Below are 19,632 nucleotides of genomic sequence, written 5' to 3'. Positions count from 1 at the left end.
TCGGTCGGAGGTTGCGTCAGCCCTATACCGGGAGGGGCGGGCGCGGCGATGCGTGTTGTTCGTAGCGCGTCAGCGACGCCATGCGCGGATACAGGATCGCCGGACCAAGCCACCGCGCGACGAAGCTGCGGAGGGAGGCGGCTTCCGACCGCCCCTGCCTGGGGTCGATCAGCAGGGATTGCACTGTGCGCAAGGTCATTTCGGCCAGTTCCCCGCGTGCGGCGGCGTCGAAGCCGTGCAGCTTCCAGTCGACGTCGAGGCGGTCGAACACCGACAAGCAGAAGGCGATCGCCGTGTCGGAGGTCAGCGAGGTGACGGACTCCCCCTCGTGTTTCCGGGTCAGCAGGGTCTCCAGCTGCGGATCACCGGAGAGATTCTCCACTCCGAACGAGACGCACTCCACAACAGCGGTGGCCGGGTCCTCGATTCCGCGGGCGTGTGCTACCACCTGGTCGATGAAGCCGTTGACCGCACGCATCGAGCTGGCGATGAGCAGCGCGTCGGCGTTGGGAAAGTAGCGGTACACGGTCTGGCGGGTGACTCCGAGCCTGCGGGCGACGTCGGCAAGGCGTATCCCCGGTCCGTGCTCGGCAACCTCGGCGTCGACCGCCGTCAGAATTCGCGAGATCGCCTCGTCGTCCGACGACGGGGTCGAACCCGCCCAGCCCCGACTACGCATCGGCGGCTACCAGCCTGTCGCTGGTGAACTCGATCGGAAGGGTCGTCGGACCGGTCATCCCGAGCACGGATTTCCACGGCGCCGGACCGGCGCGATGGGGGGCGGGCTGCCGACGGGTGAGGACGATGAGCGCTTCGGCCAGTTCCCGGCGTGCGAGGTTGGCCCCGAGGCAGTAGTGCGCGCCGCCGCCGAAGGTCAGGATGGCGGGAACGTCCTTGCGTGTGATGTCGAAGCGGTCGGCATCGGCGTAGATCGCTGGATCCCGGTTGGCTGCAAAGGTATTGGCGAGTACGAAGGTTCCGGCCGGGAACAGGTAGCCGGCGAACTCGACATCGTCAACGGCGGCTCGGGGCACGATGCAGGCCGCCGGAGAGTGGCGCATGCTCTCTTCGACCGCCTGCATGGCAAGTTCCGGGTGATCGCGCAGCTTCGCCCACTGGTCGGGATGTTCGCAGAGCACCTGGACCGACGCCGCCAGCTGGTTTCGTGTCGTGTCCGTTCCCGCCATCAGGAAGCCGGACACCAGCATGCGGAGCTCGTCGAGGTTGAGCCGGTCGCCGTCGCTTTCGGCTCGGATGAGTTCGGAGAGCAGGTCCTCGGTGAGGTTGTTTCGGCGGGTGGCCACCATGTCGTCGACGTAGGCGTCCAGTTCGCTCCAGGCGCGCATGATCGCGGACTCGTCGAAGTTGGCATCGGGCTGGAAGTTGAGGGCTTTGAAGACCTCCTCGGTCCAGTCCGCGAACAACTGCCAGTCCTCGCGTGGGGCGCCGAGCAGCGCACACATGATCGGAGTGGGGTACCGATACGCAATGTCGGTCACGACGTCGCAGCGTCCGGCGTCCATCACCTGGTCGATGAGCCCGTTCACGACTTCGTGGATCGTGTCCTGCAGACGCGATGTCGCGCGCGGCGTGAACGCCTTGGCGACCAGCTTGCGCAACCGCACATGCGGTGGGCCGTTGAGGCCGAGCAGGCTGTTCGCCATCTTGTCGTACAACGGGCCCGACGTGATGCCCTGGGCCGCCAACGTGATACCCGGTGGCAGGCGGAATCTGTTGTCGCGCAATATTTCCCGGGCGAGATCGTAGGACAGAATTTCTGGGCCGAGGGGGCCGATCGCGATCGGAGCACGCGACTGCGCCGCTCGGACATCCTCGAGAATGTCGTGCGGAGTCGCGGTGAGGCTGTAGTCGAACCGCGGGAGACCGGCGTCGAAGACGTTGGGCGTGGGGCGGTGCGCGTTCATGAGTCTCAACTTCCGTGGGCTGCCCAGACGGGATCAGGTACAGACGTTTATACCTGCAATGTATGACCATCGCCGGGGAACAGTCAACCTTTCGCTCGTCATTGGCCCTGTATCGAGCACATGGTCATACACCCATTGGATGAACGTCCCGGCGTCGGTGCAGCGCTTACGAAGCCCGCTGAGGACCACTGTCCGGGTGCAGCCTCTGCAGCCGACCACCGGCGACTGTTGATGGCGCAACTGTGCTGTGACCGTTAATGATCGTTACCGCAATTGTGATTGCGCGTTCCTATCGTGGGTTAACGAGAGATCCGGCTTTTCACCTCAACCAACGCCGATCGCCACGTGTAGGGCCTAGGGGGCTGACATGAGTACCGCATTCGCTGATCCAGTCGCAGGTCATGCAGCACACGTACCCGACGATGTCGCCTTGGCGGTCGCCAGACTCAACGCTTTCGCCGGCGGAAGGGAAACCGCCGAGACACGGGCGCGTTGGCAAGTCGACGAAGAAGAGATCTTGCGCGCGTCGATCACGGTGATCTTGATAGCGCTCACGACGGTGATCGCGGTCGCCGTGATCGCGATCCTGACGATGGGTTAGCAGCAGGTACGAACCGCACGCTGGTACATCAGCGGCTTGAGTCGCTTTCTCTGACAACGCATATCGGGTTGCCGCGTCGTTCGCGACACGTGGCGATGCCGTCGTGGTAGTGACCGATTGCTCGGCTCCCGGGGGCGGACCAACAAATTTGACCTGTCAGGGAACGATGCCGTTGCACAACGGATGTGGGCCGTCGGCATTGCCTCCGGTGCTGATGTGGCCGCCACTGCTGACGCTGTACATCGCCTCCTTGCCGAGGAAAAAGGCGTCCATTTCGCTCATCCCGTAGCGGCTCATCAGCATATTCTTCAGCCCTGCGGTGTAGTCGGCCCCGCTCGCAACTGCTTTGCAGGCGAACGTGACCGCGTCAGGACTCCAGTTGCCGCAGACCTCTCCCGTCGCTGTGTCACACACCCAGGTCTGGTGTTCGCGCCAATCACCCTGCTGCCCCTCTGTTCTAGGGGGCGCTGCGCGCAGGGAACTCAGCGTCGGCGCCGTCGACGCGGCCGCAGGAACAGTCGACGCGACGCTTGGACGGGCCTTCACGTCATGGTGGTCAGTCCATGGTCGCCAGAAGGCCGCACTTCCGACCAGTAACCCGAACACCAGCGCGGCGGCCAGCGCCAGCAGTACCTGCGATCGCCTCTGGGGCGCCGATTCAGTCATTGAGGGGCCTCTTGAGTTAGTGCTGTCGGGGACGTCCCACGGTTGGCAACGTCCAGCGTCGTAAACCCGTTGTGCAGTCCTACCATCGGACGGAACGATCTTCGGGCTCCTTGGCGAGGGCGCGCGCGAATGTCGCATCGAACCTAGCATCGGCGCGACGAGGTTGGTTAAGGTGTGTTGTGCCAAGCTGCTGCCGCGTTCACGGCGATAAAGACGCGGTTGACCCGACACAGGTCCGGGTCGGCAGAGACCCCCGCTGCGGGCGGTTGAAGGTGCAGGACGTCGTGTAGTCGGTCTTCTGATGAGAGTTCCTGCAAGACAGAGTGCCTCAGAACAGCCTTTCGCACGAAGGTGGCGATATCTGGTACTGCATGCGGGATTGTCAGCTCAACGACGTGCTCACCGGATCGGCCACGCTTGCGTCGCCACTCCTCAAACGGGAAGCGCGCGAAGGGGCCAACACGTCCGAGCCTCGCTTCGGCACGTTCGGGACGCGCGCACGTCCGGTGTTTGCAGGTAACAAGTTCGCCTGCACGCCATAGGATTTCATCAGTGCCGTGCCCGCGGGGCGGGTCGGCTGGTAGCGATGAATTCGATGCACTACAAGCCGCAATCGATCGGCTATCAGCCGAGCGCCCTATCTGCTATCCGTTGAGCGGCAACCGGATAGAAAGTCGATAGCCACCGTTGTCCAGGTGTGACGTTACTACCGATCCGCCGAGCAGTTCGGCGCGTTCTTGCAGGCCGCGGAGCCCGTTACGGTCACTCGGTAAAGCCTCTGGGGATCGGGTTGGCCTGGTGTTGGTCAACGTCAGCTGGACGTGTCGGTTGTCGATGGCCAACTCGAGAGTGGCAGCAGCGCCGGGGGCGTGCTTGGCGATGTTAGTCAGACCTTCTTGGACGGTTCGGTAGATGGCGCGTTGCACTGCTGCACTCGGGTTGGCTGTCTCGACTCGGTCGGTGACGGAGGTGACTGTTATCCCCGATGCTGCGATCAGGGCTGGCACGTCATCGATTCCGGGTTGCGGTGCGAGGGTGCCGGCGGTGCTGCCTGATGCGCGCAACACCCCCACCATTTCCCGTAGTTCGTCCAATGTCTTCACGCTCAAATTTCTGATGGTGCAGGCTGTCTGCCTGCTGGTCTCGTCTTCAGCAGTGACTTCCCACGCGCCCGCCTGAACGGCGATGAGACTGACCTGGTGCGATACCACGTCATGCATTTCGCGGGCCAGATCGGCGCGTTCACGAGCCAGGGCCTTATCGACCAGTAGCTGTTGCTCAGTCCGGCGGGCGCGTTCAATTTGCGTTAGCTGGGTTGACAGTTCAGCGCGCGCCCGCACCAGCAGGCCCAAAACTACTGGCGCCCCGGCGAATAACAGCGAGTACAAGATGCTCAGCAGAATGCTGGCACTTGTCGGTTTGACATCCCAAAGAACAAAATTACAGGCGAAAACGATGCTGGCACAGACTAATAGCGCCATGCGGGAGGTCCTGCGCTCGGCAATCGTGTAAAGCGCCACCAAGACCGCCAGCCCTGCCACAGAAAGCGCCAGCGCAGGCAGAGTAGCGATGAATACCAGATAGGGTGTGCGCCGGCGTAGGCGCAGCGCTCCCACCGCTACCACTGCCGAGATGACGGCAAACGGTCGTAGGCGGACTTGGTCGGCGATGAGTAGCGCGGCGTCGGCACCCGCCACGATAATGACCGTCAGATCAACGAGGCCGGTACGGATGCCGCGCAGAGCAGGACCGATCATGTCGGCCCGGTATCAAGGATCCCGGCACGTTGGGCGATGATGGCGGCTTCTACGCGTGTCCTGACCGACAATTTCGCCAGAATCGAACTGACCTGATCCTTGACCGTTCCCACACTGGAATACACGGTAGCCGCGATCTCAGCATTGGAATGCCCCTGCGATAGGAGCCGAAGCACTTGAGTTTCTCGATCGCTGAGGGATGCCATGACGGTTTTGGCGGCGTGGTCAACGCGGTCATCCAAAAAGCGGGAGACAACCTTGGGGCTAACTTTGGGAGAAAGCACGAGCCCGCCGTCGGCCAGCGTGCGAATGATGTGTGGAAGTTGTTTGGGATCAGTGTCTTTGAGCAAGAACCCCGCGGCTCCGGATCGAAGTGCCGAAGCGATGTATTCGTCGGCGTTGAAAGTGGTCAGCATTGCCACTACTGGTGGAGTGGACAGCTGTTGCAACTCTGCAAGTACGGCCAGGCCATCTTTGCCCGGCATCCGGATGTCCAACAGCACCACATCGGGCGCAAGCATTTTGACGACCTCCACAGCCTGCACGCCGTCAGCAGTAGCCACAACCTCGACGTCGGGCGCAGCGGACAAGATGAGCTCGAAGCCAGACCGAATCAGGGCTTCGTCATCGACGATGACCACGCGCGGCACATGTTCTCCCTGGATCGACACCGTTGCTTGTATTGGATGGACAGTGAGGTACGTGTGCCGACCGTAGCGCTCCCCGCTGGTGCCGCGAAACGGACTGGCCAGGATTCGGACAGGTGGATGATCGAACCAGCCAGATGGCGGATCGAGGTTTCTGGCCGGGTGGATGGGCGAATTGCCCGGATGGCGGATATCGGGGCAACCTGGATCCGACGAGTCTTAAAGATATGGATTTTGGTTCGCTACCGCCAGAGATCAACTCCGCAAGGATGTATAGCGGCCCAGGGGCCACTTCGATGCAGACAGCAGCCGGCACCTGGCGCAGCCTCTCCGAAGAACTGGACTACGCGGCACAATCGTTTCGGGCAGTGATCTTGGGGCTGACGGCCGGGCCGTGGCTCGGTTCGTCAGTCGCCGCAATGGCTACCGCGGCTTTCCCCTACGCGGCCTGGCTCGATCTCACCGCAGAGCACGTAGCGTCCACTGCCCAACACGCCCGGACAGCCGTGGCAGCCTACGAGACGGCACATGCAATGATCGTGCCGCCGCCAGTCATCGCCGAGAACCGAGCCCAACTCGCGATGTTGATCGCGACCAACATCCTTGGTCAAAACACCGCCCAGATCGCAGCTACGGAGGCCGCCTACTGCGAGATGTGGGCCCAGGACGCCGCCGCCATGTACGGCTACGCCAGCACCTGCGCCCAAGCGACGGCGGGCCTGCCGAAACTCGAACCGGCGCCGGGGATCGTCGACGAACACGGGCTGGCACGACAGGGGACGGCCGTCTCGCGAGCCGCTGACGCCGCTGCCATACATCAATCGATCTCGAAGATTTCTGGGCCACTCGGGCAGGGCGCCGCACCCACGCAGGCCGCAGCCGAACTGCCCCTACAACTGCCGTCGATGAACGAATGGATAAGCACGGCCAGCCTGCGCGTCTCCGATACCGCGATGATCGCTAGCGCAGTGATCCCCACGTTAGCCGGTCAAGGCGGACAAGGATCCGGCGATCCTGAGTCATCGTCGGAGATCATGAACGAAAGCCTCAAGAACGCTCCAACAGACGAAAAATCAACCGCTACAACGCTTTCCAGCAAATCTGTAAGCGCCAATCTCGCCGGATCGGACTCGGTCGGATACTTGTCGGTCCCTCCTACCTGGGCTCAGGCCAGTCAGCCGGTCATCCCTTCCGCCATTCCTGCACCGGTAAGTAGCCCACTCGTCCCGGATACAGGCACACCGCAATTTTCAAGCGGAACTCCACTGCTAGGTATGGCGACCGCCGCAGACCGCAACGGAGTAAGCGGCGTCCTGCAGGTCGCACCGCGGCCGTACTCAATACCTCGAACGCCGGCAGCAGGATAGATCCCTTGCCAGCCATACTTCGCCCAGCAGCACGGCGGAAGGGAACGGAGCGCCGGTCGGCACCACCGAGGGCGGCATCAGGCATTGTTCGCCAGGGTAACGACATGCGGATATGACAACGCCTGCAGGATTGCCGCGTACACAGCGCCACTCAGTGAGACGTGTTGCGCAGCAGGCGAAAGGCGAGGTCGAGCACGTCCTCGGGAGGTGGTCCGTCGGGGTTGGCGAGCCAGGAGAATGTCAGGCCATCGAAGAGCGCGGCAATCAGGCACGCGGCCAGCTCGACGTCGAGGTCGGCACCGCTGGCGTTGAGCTTTTCGACGAGAGGCATGAGGTCGGTGCGAGCCATCTCATGGTAGGTCTGGTAAAGCTGCTGGGCCATCGGCCGAAGTTCGGGGTTGCGGATAGCCACGGCGGTCAATTCGTAGGCGCCGAGTTGGCGGCCGGCGTCGTCCTTGCGGATCGACTGGAAGGCTGCTTTCCAGTTGCGTGCAGGGTCGGAAGGATCTGCATCCGGTGGCGCTACCGCGGTGGCTGCATCGACCATCACCGCATGCAGCACCGCTTCGAGGAGATCTGCCTTACTAGCGAACCAGTAGTGGAAGATACCTTGGGGCAACTTGGCTTCCTGCGCGATACGTCGAGTCGTCAACGCCGCCACGCCTTCTCGCGCCAACACACGCACGGCAGCCGCAACGAACGCGTCGCGTTTGCCGGTGTCACGGCGCTCCGTGTTGCGTTCCGCCGGATCAGCCATGGCGTCAGTCTGCCAGACCTTTCGTGCGACGACGCAGCTCCGAAGTCGCTGGTGACTCGAGTCCGCGAGGGATCTACATCACACTTTAGGTCACTTGACCGAGGCAATTGACCTAGCGATGATGGAGGCATCGCCACCGCTGCCCGCAGCACTCGTGCCAGTCAGAAAGAAGGACGTTGTGTCAGAACTGATCGACAACATCTCGGTGTGGTCGCTCCCGGCGTTCGCTGTGCTGATCGGTGTGGAGTTCTTCGCCTACTTCGTGGAGAAGCACCGCGAACACCCACCGCGACGACCGATGGTTGGCGTGAGCGCCAAAGACGCGGCGACCAGCCTGTCGATGTCGGGCATCGGCGCCTTCACCGCTGTCGTGAACAAGACAGTGCAGCTGCGCGTGCTGCTGCTCGCCAGCGCGCTGGCCCCGTTTCAGTGGTCCGCCGCCTGGTGGCTGCCGGCGCTGATCCTGGTCGACTTCGTCTACTACTGGGAACACCGTGCGCACCACCGAATCCGAATGTTCTGGATCGGGCACAGCGTGCACCACTCCAGCCAGCACTTCAATCAGACCACCGCGTTACGGCTGGCTTGGCTGATGCCGACCGACATCTTGTCGTCGTTCCTGTTCTACGTCCCGCTGCTGCTGCTCGGGTTGCCGCTGTGGCTGCTGTTTCTGCTGCAGGCCGCCATCTTGACTTATCAATTCCCCATCCACACCGAACGCATTGGGCTGCTGCCCCGCTGGATCGAGTTCGTGTTCAACACCCCGTCCCACCACCGGGTGCACCACGGTGTCAACAACCCCTACTTGGACAAGAACTACGGCGGCATCCTCATCACCTGGGACCGCGTATTCGGCACCTACGCCGAGGAGACGGAGCAGGTCGCCTACGGGCTAACCAAGCAGATCGACACCAACAACCCGATCAAGGTCAACTTCTGGGAACTAGGTCGCGCCGCCCGCGATGTGTGGAACGCCAGAACCTGGCGCAGCCGCGGCAACTATCTCCTCAAACCGCCGGGGTGGAGTGAAACCACCTCAGCCGCAACAACACGCAACGAGGTCGCGGCCGCCGCGGCGTCGCGGCACCGAATTCCTGCTAGCCCCAGCACGGTACTGACAATTTAGAAAGCGAGCTCACTCCATGATGTCCTCAACAGTTCCAGCAGGTCCCCAGTCACGGTTCGAAGCCCTCTTCGATCCCGCGATCCGCGCTAACCCGTACCCGGCCTACCGCGCCGCGCGTCACGCCACGCCGTTCGCGCTCCCCGAACTCCACATGGTCGTCTTCGGCAGCTACGCCGACTGCGACCAGGTCCTGCGTCACCCCGACGGAGCCAACGACCGCCGCAAATCAACCCTGGTCCGCAACGCCATCGCCGACGGTGCCGATCCGGCCGACTTCGACACCCACAGCTTCCTTGTCCTCGACCCGCCCGACCACACCCGCTTACGCAAACTGGTGCAAAAAGCGTTCTCCCCGCGCAGGATTCGCGACCTCCAACCAGAGATCGCCACGATCGTCGACGACCTACTCACCAATGTCGCCGACAGCGGTGATGTCGTCACCGATATCGCCTACCCGCTGCCGGTCATTGTGATCTGCCGCCTTCTGGGCGTACCCGTCGAGGATGAACCGCAGTTCGGACACGCTTCCAAACTCATCGCCCAGGGCCTCGACGACGTCCTCCCGGTCACCGGCGAACTCGAAGCCGGCCGCCAGCAACGCATCGACGCCGCCACATGGATGTATGAATACCTGCGCGAGCTGATCCGCGAGCGACGCAGCGCACCCCGCGACGACCTGATGTCAGCCCTGGTCGCCGCCGAAGAAGCCGGACAGCACCTCAGCGAAGACGAGATCGTGGCCACTTGCGAGCTCCTCTTCGTCGCCGGCCATGAGACCACCGTCAACCTGATCGCCAACGCGGCACTGGCCATGCTCACCCACCCCGGCCAGTGGAGCGCCGCCGCTGAGAACCCCGGCCGACTGCCCGCCGTCATCGAGGAAACTCTGCGCTGGGACCCCCCAGTGCAGCTCACCGACCGCATCGCCGCGCGTGACATGATCATCGGCGACACTGTGGTACCCGCCGGCGACTCCGCGGTCCTGCTGTTGGCCTCCGCTCACCGCGACCCCGCCGAATATGACCGCCCCGACGTGTTTGACCCCGACCGGCCCTCGTTCCGCCATCTCGCCTTCGGTCACGGAGCCCATTTCTGCCTCGGCGCGCCCCTGGCCCGACTCGAAGCAGTCACCGCACTCACCGCACTCACCGCCCGATTCCCGAACACTCAACTCGCAGGCGAGCCGACCTACCGGCCCAACGTCAGCCTGCGCGGCATGTCACATCTACCTGCCACCTTCATCGGAACGCGCAAGAAACCGTGATGGCCCCACCTGGTGTGGACGCCATACCCGTAAGAGCTGGGCTGCGCGAATGGTCCGCACTCGCTGTCCTCATGCTGGCCACCGTGCTGCTGGCCATCGACGGCACCGTGCTCTATCTTGCCGTGCCGGCACTGACCGCCGACATCGCCCCGACGGCCACCCAGATGCTTTGGATCGGGGACGTGTACTCATTCGGCCTGGCCGGGCTCCTGATCACCATGGGCAACCTCGCCGACCGCATCGGCCGCAAACGGCTCCTGCTCATCGGCAGCATCGGATTCGGTCTCGCCTCCGCCCTCGCCGCATTCTCGAACTCCCCCGAAGAACTGGTCGCCGCACGCCTGCTACTCGGCGTCGCCGGCGCCAGCATCGTGCCCTCGACCCTCTCGATCGCGCGCAACCTGTTCGACGACCCCGCACAGCGCACTACCGCCATCGCCGCATGGACCTCCGGAGCCACCGGCGGCGCCGCGCTCGGACCCCTCGTCGGCGGGTTCATGCTCGAGCATTATTGGTGGGGTTCAGTGTTTCTCATCAACGTGCCGCTGATGATGATCGCGGTCATCGCCGGCATCGTGCTCATTCCCGAATCGAAGAACCCCGCCGGCACCCACCTGGACCTCTACTCCGCGGCACTGTCGATCATCACGCTCGTGTCGCTCGTCTTCGCCATCAAACACGTCGTAGGCACGGGCCTAGATTGGACCGTGTGCGTCGGTGTCGTTCTCGGCGTCGGCACGGGAAGGGCGTTCCTGCGTCGCCAACGCGCCCTGCCGCACCCACTGGTCGATATCAGCTTGTTCCGGCTGCCCGCGTTCTGCGGCGCCGTCGCCGCCGACACCATCGCCATCTTCGCCTTCATCGGCGTCATGTTCTTCTTCTCCCAACACCTCCAACTCGTCATGGGCATGACCCCCTTCCAGGCCGGCTTGGCTGAACTGCCCGCGGCCATCGCCACCGTCATCGTCGTTGGAATCGTCGCCTACCTACTGACCCGCTTCGGGCGAGGCCGCATCATCGCCACCGGCCTCGCAGTCTCGGCCCTCGGCCTCACTGCCCTAGCCATCTCCCAGGGATGGTCGACCTACTGGGGTATCGGTGTCTCCCTGGGCATTATCGGCCTCGGAGTCGGGGCCGCCATGACCCTCTCGACCGACGCCGTCGTCAGCGCCGCGCCCACCGAACGCGCCGGAGCAGCCGCGTCGATCTCTGAAACCGCCTACGAACTGGGCGTCGCCCTCGGCATCGCCGTACTAGGGACCCTGCACACCATGGTCTACCGCGCAGTTCTACACATCCCCGAACATCTCGACATCCACGACCGCGAGGCCCTCCACGACTCACTGGCCACCGCCATCCATCAGTTGCCGAGCTCATCCGATTTACGCGCAGAAGCCCAACACGCGTTCACCTTCGGCGTCCAAACCGTCTCCCTGATCGCCGCAGCACTACTCACCGTCGCCGCCGCAGTGGCTTATAAAGTAATCCCGTCCACACCAGGACCCGACAGAGAACGCGATTGAGTGACATCCCACACGGCGATATATGCAACGCCGCCCTATTCGCGGTCGATATCGGATCGGCGGTCAGAAGATGCGGCGAACGAGGTTTCAGAGCCTGTCGGTGTGCGGGGAATACGTGATCGTCATCCTCGGCGTAGAGGAAGTAGGCATCCGGGGTATCAACGGTCAGCGGTCACGGTCGGTCTTTCAGTGTCGCAATAGATTGGCTAACAGAATGTTTCGGAGCCGCGTGCGGCGCTCTGAAGTGTGCTCGAGGGGTAGCGAGCCATGACCGGTGTTGACGACGGTCGAAAACCAGGCCAGACGCGGCGGTGAAAAGTAGGCCACGTGGTCGTGGTTATTGTGCCGTGTTGTCGGCTCTGGCGGAGGGCAGAGTGTCGATTCCGGTGTCCTTGAGCCGGTAGCTGCTGCCTTTGAGGGTCAAGACGTCGGCGTGGTGCACGATGCGGTCGATCATCGCGGCGGCCACCACTTGATCGCCGAACACGTCGCCCCAACGAACTGGAGCTGGCACATGTTCGTTGTGGCTGTTTTCTGCTGCTAGCTGGGCTTTCGAGTGGTCTGTGTGTCTTGCAGATATTCAAGTCATCGTCGCGATATGTTAGGTGCTGCCTTAACTAGTTAGGCGGGAAGAAGGTGTGCGGCTAGTGGAGGGTCTGCGGCTGATTCCCGGTGGTGCCGTACCGGTCGAGCCTGTTGTCGCGGATCCTGTTGTGTTTCAACGTGAATGCGTTGATGCGTTCGTGGCGTCGTGGCATGCCCGAGGATTCAGCCTGGTGACGATCGACAACGATGTTGGGCTGTTGGAGCGGACGTTGGCGGCGCTGGGGCGGCCGGCGTGGGATGTCACCAGTGAGGACATCGATCGGGTGGTCGGTGAGCTGGCGGTGGCGGGGCGGGCGGCATCCACGCGGCGGGAGTATGTGCAGATCTTCAAGGGGTTCCATCGGTTCCTGCAGACCCGGAAGGCGGCCGAGATCGAGGCCGCGTTCGGGGCGCGGCTGGTGTGCCCGGTGGACGAGTTCAACGCCTCTCGGCATGTGGGCGACGACTCGCCGGCGGTTGCGGCGCCGCCGACCCCGGAGCGGGTGAGCGAGTTCTTCGAGTTCCTGAAGTCGAGGATTGCCACGGCGCGCAAGTACGCGCCGGCCGCGCGGGACTACGCGATGTTCCGGACCTTGTATCACGCTGGCCTGCGGTCGGAAGAGTCTGCGCTGTTGGAGATTCCGGACGTGCATTTCGGACGTGGACCGTTCGGCAAGTTGCACGTGCGGTTCGGCAAGGCCGCCCACATGTCCGGTCCCCGGCCGCGGTGGGTGCCGATGCTGGACGGGCTGGATGTTCTGTTGCGCTGGTTCCTGGCCGATGTGCGCCGCAAGTTCCCGGACTCGCCGGTGCTGTTCGCCGACGAGTCCGGCGGCCCATTGCATCGTGGCACGATCCGCAACCGGTTGCGGTATTTGATGGAGCTTGAGGGCCGACCGGTCGCGGAGCGTTTCAGCCCGCATGCGTTGCGCCGTGCCTGCGCGACCCACAACTACGAGCGTGGTGTGGATCTGGTTGCGATTCAACAGCTTTTGGGGCATTGGACGGTGAGTTCGACCATGCGGTATGTGCGGCCGTCGGCGACGTTCATCGAGGACGCCTACCGACGCGCGGTCACCTCGACGCTGGCCGAGTTGAGCGGAGAGGACGGGACGGGATGAAGATTCGATGGCGGTTGCGGATGGCTGCGGCCCAGCGCGAGGTGTGGACTGGCACCGAGCTGCGGCGGCTACTGGCTGAGCGGGCGGGTCTGGAGTTGTCGGCGGCGTCGGTGTCGGCGCTGTTGACCAAGGAGCCCAGCCAGATCAAGCTCTCAACGCTGATCGCGTTGTGTACCGCGCTGGACTGCACCCCAGACGACCTGTTCGAGGTCGACACCACCCCAGTCGAACAGCCCGCGGCCCCTCCGCGCCCGGTCGCCTCGGAGCCGAGGACCGCCACCGCGCGGGGCCGGTCGATGCCGCCGATGTAAACCCCACGGAGATCTCGGAATGGGTTGCGGCTGATGGGGAAACGGCAACGGGACTGCCTCGACTGCGGAGCGCCGGTGGGATACATCGGCCGCGAGCACTGCTGCCGATGCACCCGCCGGTTACGGGCGCAGGCGGCCAAGGCGCGATGCCCGGGCTGCGGTCGAGACCGGATGCTGCTGCCGGAGACGGACCGGTGCGTGCTGTGCTCACGCCGCTGCCGCGAATGCGGCGGGCAGATTCGATTCCGCGGTAAGACAATGTGCCGCCCATGCCAGAAGCGGGCCGCGCTCGCCGACGCGAAGTCGCCGTGCCCGCGTTGCGGAAAGCCCGGCTATCTGCGGGCTGCGACCGGGTGGTGTGGCTCGTGCTCCCGGCCCGGCCCGGCAAAGGATCCGCCCCGCATCTGTGCGAGCTGCGGCGAGTTGCGCCGCCACGCCGGGCGCGGCATGTGCGGGCGATGCTGGCAGCGCCACCCAAACCGGCCATTCGTGCGCGGCGAGACACTGGCCGCCCGGCTCACCGAACCACCGGACTGGCTCGACGACTTCGTCGCGCATCTGGCCGCCCACCACTGCCCCGGTCGCGCCTGCGTGCTGATCACCACGCTGTCTCGGCTGCTCGAAGACGAACACCCCAACCACCCGCACAGCGTGCTCGAGCGGGCCCGCCGACCCGGCCGGTCGATGGGGTCACTGGCACGTGCCCTCGAGACGTTCTTCACCCAGCGCGGCCTGGCGATGGCCACCGACCAGGACCAGCGGCTCGCCGCCGGACGGCGCAAGAAGCGGATCGACGGCGCACCAGCCGGGATGCGCGCCGCTGTCGCGGTCTTCGCCGAGTCCATGCTGCGCTCTCGTGATCGGGCTCGGCGTGCGGGCACCCGGCCCCGTGCCGACCGAACCATCGAGTCAGCGTTGGCCATTGTGCGCGACCTCGCCTGCTTCCTCGATACCCAACGCGGCAAGCAAGATTGGGCACTGGTGGACGTCGCCGATATTGAGGCGTTCCTCGCCGAGTTGCCGAACACCCGAGCGCGACGTCTGACTGTGTTGGGCCAGTTCTTCCGGTTCGCCCGCAATCGCCGCCTGGTGCTCGTCGACCCGACGCGAGGAATTTCGGCCAAGCGGTACAGGGGATTTCGTGGCCGCACCCTCACCGTCACGCAACAACGAACACTGTTTCGCCGCTGGAGCGCCGGCCCCGCGTCGCATCCGCACGAGGCCCTCTTCGGGCTCCTTGCCATATTGCACGGTGTCTCCAGCCGTGAGCTGCGCTTGCTGGAGGTCGACCACATCGACGCGAGTGATCGCACGATCCGCCTCGGCAAGCGCCCACACCCGGTGCCGCTGGACCCGGTCAGCTGGACCGCTGTGCAACGCAGTCTCGATCACCGCGACACCCTGCGCACCAACAACCCGCATGTGATCGTCACCCGCGGTACCAAGGCCGACCGGCGACCGGCGTCCGAGGCGTATATGGCTCATCTGCTCGATCCGTGTGGCCTGCCACCCAAGATGCTGCGCACGACCCGGCTGGCCGATCTGGTCAATACGATCGACCCGAAACTCGTCGCGGCAGCGTTCGGGATGAGACCCGAGGGAGCGATGATCTACCTCGCCGATCACCTCGACGATGGCCGACTGCCCGACCGGCTCGCCGAACCCCGATAAGTGCGAACGTGTCACGTTTCGACGCCACTTCCGCACAGGTTCGCACGAACAAGTGCGCTTTGGCGAAGGGCAGGTTGGAGGTCAGGATCAGCGAGGCGTGTTCGTATCGGCTGGAGACCAGTTGAAAGAACAGGTTGGCGGCGTCCTGCTCGAAGGGGATGTATCCGACCTCGTCGATGACGAGCAGTCCGATGCGCCGCAGTTTGACCAGCTCGGCCGGCAGCCGCCCGGCGTTGTGTGCAGCCTTGAGGCGGGCCACCCAGTCCACCGCGGTGGCGAACGCGATGCGATGTCCGGTTTGGGCGGCCTTGACCGCTAATCCGATGGCGAGGTGGGTTTTGCCGGTTCCGGGCGTTATCAACAGGTAGCAACACGCTCGAATCTATGTATGCGACAAAGGGGTTGATGCTGGGCAAGTCATCGTTGTTGCCGGTTAATCGGCGGGTGTTCTTCGACGTGAAGGAACGGCAACGATGGCGTACCCGGTGGCAGTGTCTCCTGCGGATGGGCAGCGGACCTGGACTGTGCTGGGTGAGGACTACGCAACGGTTGCTCCCGTTGAGGAGTGGATAGAAGCTCATCGGCACCTGTGGTCGCCGAACACGGTGCGTGGCTATGCGACCTCGTTGGCGCAGTGGTGGAGCTTTCTTGAGCAACGCGGGCAAGCCGACGATTGGCGCGATGTCGGTGTCCCAGCATTCACAGCGTTCCTGTCCTGGCAGCGCAATGGCCGCACGGTTAAACATCGACTGGCTGAATCGGACCCGGCTCCGAGCGCTGCAACACTGGAAGTTCGCCTGGCAGCATTAATTTCGTTCTACCGCTGGCATCAGGCAGTGTTCGGTGTGTCGGTGGCGGGACGGCTACTGCGAGGAACACCGCGCCACCGACCCGCCCGAGGCTTGCTCGCCCATCTTGATGCGCGCTCGGCGCTGGCGGCATCGTCATTGGTGCGCGTGCGACGCGACCGACGCAGAGACAGACCTCCCTTGCTGCTACCCGAACAGATCCAGGCGATCTTGGATGGCTGCGCGGTCTTCGATACCGAGTTCGGATCGTGGCAAGGAAACCTGCGAGACCGGTTCGTGTTCGCTCTGCTGGCCGAGACCGGGATGCGTCTCGGGGAGGCGTTGGGCCTGCGGATCGGCGAGTTCGTGCTCGGCCGCGGCGGCACTGCATATGTTGAGATCGTGCCGCGCTCGGATAACCCGAACGGGGCGCGGGTGAAGATGATGCGACCGCGGCGGGTCTATGTCAGTGCTGATTTGGAGCGGCTGTTCGCTGACTATCTCACCGATATTGTTTGCCGGGCAGCCGAATCCGGTATCGGTCTGACGGACACGCGTCCGCTGCTGGTGAACGTTGCGCGGCCACCATTGTTGGCCGCTCTGCGTGAGACGACGGTACGGGAGAAAGTCGCGGCGCTGCGTCGGCGCGGCATCGGGCCACCCGGGTGGACGCCGCACTGGTTTCGCCACACTCATGCGACTGCCCTGTTGCTGGCGGGGACCCCGGAGTGGGTGGTATCCCGGCGCCTCGGTCACGCCCACGTGCAGACCACTCTTGACCTCTACGGGTGGGTCCGCGATGACGAGGCACTGCAAGCGGCGGCCAACTGGGCTTCCTATGCCAGCAGCTGGCGAGTGGCCGAATGATCGACGAGCGTGGGCATCTTTACCTGCGAGGAACCGAACACCTCGACCCGATCTGGCGACTCTGGGATGGGCTGCCGGCGCAGTGGCGGGGCCCGATCCTCGGGCCTGGCATCGAGAACTGGCCATCGATTACCGAGAATGACTGGCCCCGACTGGATCTGAGCGGATTACCCGACCCCTTTGCCGCAGAGCTGGCGTGGATGGCGTACTGGCAGGCCGGTGACGGCACCCGCGTGTCGGTGCTGGCGATGGCGCAGCTGGCCAACATCATTCGGCGGGCCGTCGCCCAGGGCCGTGCTTTCCCCGCGTCGATCCGGGAGATGGATTACAACGCCGCCGCGGCGTTGCAAAGCTGGTTCTATGCCAGCCGGGGCAAACGACTGCCCTCACCCCGAGGCCGCGGCCGAGTTCACGGTCTGTTCGGCTTCGCACGACACGCGCTGATCGCCGCCTGTCACGTCGGGCCGTGGTGGCAACTGGACTTCTGGCACCCACGTTGCGATCCGCGGATCCCACTGACCGACCGTGAGCCGGTCGCCAACTACGGCTGCTCACCCGGACACATCCAATTGCCCTGGCTGCGGGCCGCGATGAAGTGGCACCTGGGCACGTCGCTGGAATCCGGGGTGCTGCGTTGGACCACGGTCAGCCAGGAACGGATGCGAAGCTTCCGCCGCTTCGACAATTGGCTGACCATCAGCCTCGACGACCCGACCGACATCCTGGCTGACCCTACGACAGCGGTCGAGCAGGCGGCTGCATTCGCGCGGTGGACTGCGGTGGCCGCCAACCGCGTCACCCGCGAATCCGACACCCGCCACCTCGGAAGACCGGTGCCGATCCGGGGTATCAATGACGACCTGAGAGCCGTGGCAGGATTACTGGATTTCGTCGCCGGCAACCCTGGCGAATCGCGTGCCGTTCTTGGGCCCGGGCCTTGGCAACGAGTGACCGCCGCACATGCCTCTAGCTGGTTCGGCCGAGTCACTCGGGTACCGCATCAACGCGGTTTCAACGACGCGAACTACATCGACGATCACGCGCTCGCCCAGATCACCGCGGCGCTGCCGTTGATCGGATTGCCACGCACCGAGCAGATGACCATCACCCGCGGCGATGGCACCACCATCACCGCCAGTGGGCTTGATGACCCGCAAGCGATGCGGATGATTCTGCTGCAGATCCTCACCGGCCGTCGGGCAAGCGAGATCCGCACCTGCGACTTCGATTGCCTCTCCGCCGCCCCGAGAACCACCGCAACCGGCGACGATGAGGATCGAACGCTGAGCAGGTTCCGCTACGCACAAAGCAAGATCGACGTCGCACCAGACACCATCCTCGTTGACCGTGAAGTCACTGAAGTCATTGCCGAACAACATCGTTGGATAAAAACCCAGCACCCCGACAGCAGCAGACGCTTCCTGTTCGCTCGGCGTCTGGGCAACCGCCGCGGCGACAAACCCTATCCGGCAGGAACCTACAACTGGGTGCTGCGCACCCTTAGCGACCTGGTTCGAATCACCGACGCCAAGGGTCAGGTCGTGCGGTTGAGCCACACGCACCGTTTCCGTCACACCCGGTTGACCCGGCTGGCTGAACTCGGTCTGCCGGTCCACGTGCTGCAGCGCTACGCCGGGCACGCCACCCCGACGATGACCATGCATTACATCGCCGCCCGCGACGAGCACGCCGAGCAGGCATTCCTGGCCACCGTCAAGCTCCGATCCGACGGCACCCGCATCCAACTCTGCAGTGACGACCACGACAGTCTGCATCTATTCCGCCGCGCAGACCGGTTCCTGCCCAACGGGTGGTGCATGCTGCCACCGCTGCAGTCCTGCGACAAAGGCAACGCCTGCCTGACCTGCTCAGTGTTCGTCACCGACCACACCCACCGAGACGTGCTCCAACGTCAACTCCGCGAAACAACCGACCTGATCGACCGGGCCACAACGGAATTCGAGCAACGCCACGGCCATCCCATGCCCGAGGACAACGTATGGCTCATTCGACGCCGGGCTGAACACCACGCCCTGAGCCTGCTCCTGGCCACCCTCAACCACGCGCCCGACGCCGCGGCCCACGGCAAGAGTACCGCCTGTCATCAACCTAGTGCTGCGCCAGTTCCGCTGACTCTCGATCTCACTCGCCACCGCAGGAGCACCCGATGACCGACTCTAGAGAACGCCGAATCACCGCCCTCGCCGAAGCAGCGAAAGTCAAGTCTCAGAACAAAACCCGAGACGCCGAACAGGCCATCCGCCGACTGATCAAACGCGGCGACCCGATCACCTTTCAAGCCGTGCAACGCGAAGCGGGCGTCTCCCACGCCTTCCTCTACAACCATCCCGACCTTCGCAAACGAATCGAGCACCTGCGTGGCACCCGCCGCAAGGCCCCCGCCGAACAGCCCGCCGACACCGACAGCACACTCGTCCTCACGCTGACTCGCCAGATCGCTGAACTGAAGAAACAGCACCGCCAGCAACTGCAAGCACTCCGTGACGCCCTCGAACGAGCGCACGGCGAGAACCTCGACCTACGACGTGAACTTGCCCGCCGCGGCAACCACCCCTCAACCAACGTCGCATCAATCGCAACAACGTCTTGAACAGGCAGAATGCGGCCAACCGGATTTCGAACCCGCGATAACGGG

At 64.1% G+C, this 19,632-nt stretch carries 17 protein-coding genes and 2 pseudogenes; 11 read left to right on the top strand and 8 right to left on the bottom strand.

What is annotated here, in order from left to right; translation table 11 throughout:
* Positions 1 to 22: 22 nt before the first annotated feature.
* Entirely contained in the window at positions 23 to 679 is a 657-nt protein-coding gene (locus AC5Y5Z_RS22465) for a TetR/AcrR family transcriptional regulator (protein ID WP_499927633.1), read from the bottom strand.
* Positions 672 to 1,925: a cytochrome P450 gene (locus AC5Y5Z_RS22460; RefSeq protein WP_499927631.1), complete on the bottom strand. Its 1,254-nt coding sequence runs from the start codon at positions 1,923 to 1,925 to the stop codon at positions 672 to 674. Before AC5Y5Z_RS22460 ends, AC5Y5Z_RS22465 begins: the two co-directional genes overlap by 8 nt.
* A 367-nt stretch (positions 1,926 to 2,292) precedes the next feature.
* On the opposite strand from AC5Y5Z_RS22460, the gene AC5Y5Z_RS22455 reads away from it, so the two are divergent.
* Positions 2,293 to 2,526, top strand: a complete 234-nt coding sequence (locus AC5Y5Z_RS22455) for a hypothetical protein (protein ID WP_463828777.1) — start codon at positions 2,293 to 2,295, stop codon at positions 2,524 to 2,526.
* A gap of 156 nt (positions 2,527 to 2,682) precedes the next feature.
* On the opposite strand, the gene AC5Y5Z_RS22450 is transcribed toward AC5Y5Z_RS22455, so the two are convergent.
* The 3 genes from AC5Y5Z_RS22450 to AC5Y5Z_RS22440 form a co-directional block, all read right to left on the bottom strand.
* Positions 2,683 to 3,192: a hypothetical protein gene (locus AC5Y5Z_RS22450; RefSeq protein ID WP_499927629.1), complete on the bottom strand. Its 510-nt coding sequence runs from the start codon at positions 3,190 to 3,192 to the stop codon at positions 2,683 to 2,685.
* Positions 3,193 to 3,836: 644 nt separating this feature from the next.
* Positions 3,837 to 4,949 carry a sensor histidine kinase gene (locus AC5Y5Z_RS22445; protein ID WP_499927627.1) on the bottom strand — a complete coding sequence of 371 codons (1,113 nt, stop codon included), beginning with the start codon at positions 4,947 to 4,949 and terminating at the stop codon, positions 3,837 to 3,839.
* The gene (locus tag AC5Y5Z_RS22440) at positions 4,946 to 5,620 is read right to left on the bottom strand and encodes a response regulator (RefSeq protein WP_499927626.1); all 675 of its coding nucleotides are present in this window, start codon (positions 5,618 to 5,620) and stop codon (positions 4,946 to 4,948) included. Before AC5Y5Z_RS22440 ends, AC5Y5Z_RS22445 begins: the two co-directional genes overlap by 4 nt.
* A gap of 113 nt (positions 5,621 to 5,733) precedes the next feature.
* On the opposite strand from AC5Y5Z_RS22440, the gene AC5Y5Z_RS22435 reads away from it, so the two are divergent.
* Positions 5,734 to 6,963, top strand: coding sequence for a PPE family protein (locus tag AC5Y5Z_RS22435; protein WP_499927678.1), 1,230 nt, complete (start codon positions 5,734 to 5,736; stop codon positions 6,961 to 6,963).
* A 151-nt stretch (positions 6,964 to 7,114) separates the two neighbouring features.
* Here the strand turns inward: AC5Y5Z_RS22435 and AC5Y5Z_RS22430 are convergent, their stop codons facing one another.
* Positions 7,115 to 7,720, bottom strand: a complete 606-nt coding sequence (locus AC5Y5Z_RS22430) for a TetR/AcrR family transcriptional regulator (RefSeq protein ID WP_499927624.1) — start codon at positions 7,718 to 7,720, stop codon at positions 7,115 to 7,117.
* A 178-nt stretch (positions 7,721 to 7,898) separates the two neighbouring features.
* On the opposite strand from AC5Y5Z_RS22430, the gene AC5Y5Z_RS22425 reads away from it, so the two are divergent.
* The 3 genes from AC5Y5Z_RS22425 (at position 7,899) to AC5Y5Z_RS22415 (ending at position 11,633) form a co-directional block, all read left to right on the top strand.
* Positions 7,899 to 8,846 carry a sterol desaturase family protein gene (locus AC5Y5Z_RS22425; protein ID WP_499927622.1) on the top strand — a complete coding sequence of 316 codons (948 nt, stop codon included), beginning with the start codon at positions 7,899 to 7,901 and terminating at the stop codon, positions 8,844 to 8,846.
* Positions 8,847 to 8,862: 16 nt separating this feature from the next.
* The gene (locus AC5Y5Z_RS22420; RefSeq protein WP_499927620.1) at positions 8,863 to 10,110 is read left to right on the top strand and encodes a cytochrome P450; all 1,248 of its coding nucleotides are present in this window, start codon (positions 8,863 to 8,865) and stop codon (positions 10,108 to 10,110) included.
* Between the two features lie 71 nt (positions 10,111 to 10,181).
* Positions 10,182 to 11,633, top strand: coding sequence for an MFS transporter (locus AC5Y5Z_RS22415; RefSeq protein WP_499927618.1), 1,452 nt, complete (start codon positions 10,182 to 10,184; stop codon positions 11,631 to 11,633).
* 337 nt (positions 11,634 to 11,970) lie between these two features.
* On the opposite strand, the pseudogene AC5Y5Z_RS22410 reads toward AC5Y5Z_RS22415, so the two are convergent.
* A pseudogene (locus tag AC5Y5Z_RS22410) lies at positions 11,971 to 12,132 on the bottom strand (ATP-binding protein); the annotation flags it as partial.
* 139 nt (positions 12,133 to 12,271) lie between these two features.
* Between AC5Y5Z_RS22410 and AC5Y5Z_RS22405 the strand changes: the two are divergent.
* The 3 genes from AC5Y5Z_RS22405 to AC5Y5Z_RS22395 all read left to right on the top strand — a co-directional run bounded on the left by AC5Y5Z_RS22405 (position 12,272) and on the right by AC5Y5Z_RS22395 (position 15,321).
* On the top strand, positions 12,272 to 13,339 hold the full coding sequence (locus AC5Y5Z_RS22405; protein WP_499927616.1) for a tyrosine-type recombinase/integrase: 1,068 nt from the start codon (positions 12,272 to 12,274) through the stop codon (positions 13,337 to 13,339).
* Positions 13,336 to 13,650, top strand: coding sequence for a helix-turn-helix domain-containing protein (locus tag AC5Y5Z_RS22400; protein ID WP_499927614.1), 315 nt, complete (start codon positions 13,336 to 13,338; stop codon positions 13,648 to 13,650). Before AC5Y5Z_RS22405 ends, AC5Y5Z_RS22400 begins: the two co-directional genes overlap by 4 nt.
* 489 nt (positions 13,651 to 14,139) lie before the next feature.
* The gene (locus AC5Y5Z_RS22395; protein ID WP_499927612.1) at positions 14,140 to 15,321 is read left to right on the top strand and encodes a tyrosine-type recombinase/integrase; all 1,182 of its coding nucleotides are present in this window, start codon (positions 14,140 to 14,142) and stop codon (positions 15,319 to 15,321) included.
* 58 nt (positions 15,322 to 15,379) lie between these two features.
* On the opposite strand, the pseudogene AC5Y5Z_RS22390 reads toward AC5Y5Z_RS22395, so the two are convergent.
* A pseudogene (locus tag AC5Y5Z_RS22390) lies at positions 15,380 to 15,685 on the bottom strand (ATP-binding protein); the annotation flags it as partial.
* 109 nt (positions 15,686 to 15,794) lie between these two features.
* On the opposite strand from AC5Y5Z_RS22390, the gene AC5Y5Z_RS22385 reads away from it, so the two are divergent.
* The 3 genes from AC5Y5Z_RS22385 to AC5Y5Z_RS22375 are packed head-to-tail and all read left to right on the top strand — an operon-like array spanning position 15,795 to position 19,587.
* Positions 15,795 to 16,976, top strand: coding sequence for a tyrosine-type recombinase/integrase (locus AC5Y5Z_RS22385; protein ID WP_499927610.1), 1,182 nt, complete (start codon positions 15,795 to 15,797; stop codon positions 16,974 to 16,976).
* Entirely contained in the window at positions 16,973 to 19,147 is a 2,175-nt protein-coding gene (locus AC5Y5Z_RS22380; RefSeq protein WP_499927608.1) for a tyrosine-type recombinase/integrase, read from the top strand. Before AC5Y5Z_RS22385 ends, AC5Y5Z_RS22380 begins: the two co-directional genes overlap by 4 nt.
* Positions 19,144 to 19,587 (top strand): DUF6262 family protein, encoded by a 444-nt coding sequence (locus AC5Y5Z_RS22375; RefSeq protein WP_499927606.1) that lies wholly within the window; start codon positions 19,144 to 19,146, stop codon positions 19,585 to 19,587. Before AC5Y5Z_RS22380 ends, AC5Y5Z_RS22375 begins: the two co-directional genes overlap by 4 nt.
* Positions 19,588 to 19,632 lie beyond the last annotated feature (45 nt).

This window comes from Mycobacterium sp. NGS29, from assembly GCF_059812965.1.
This window is presented reverse-complemented; position numbering and strand designations above follow the sequence as displayed.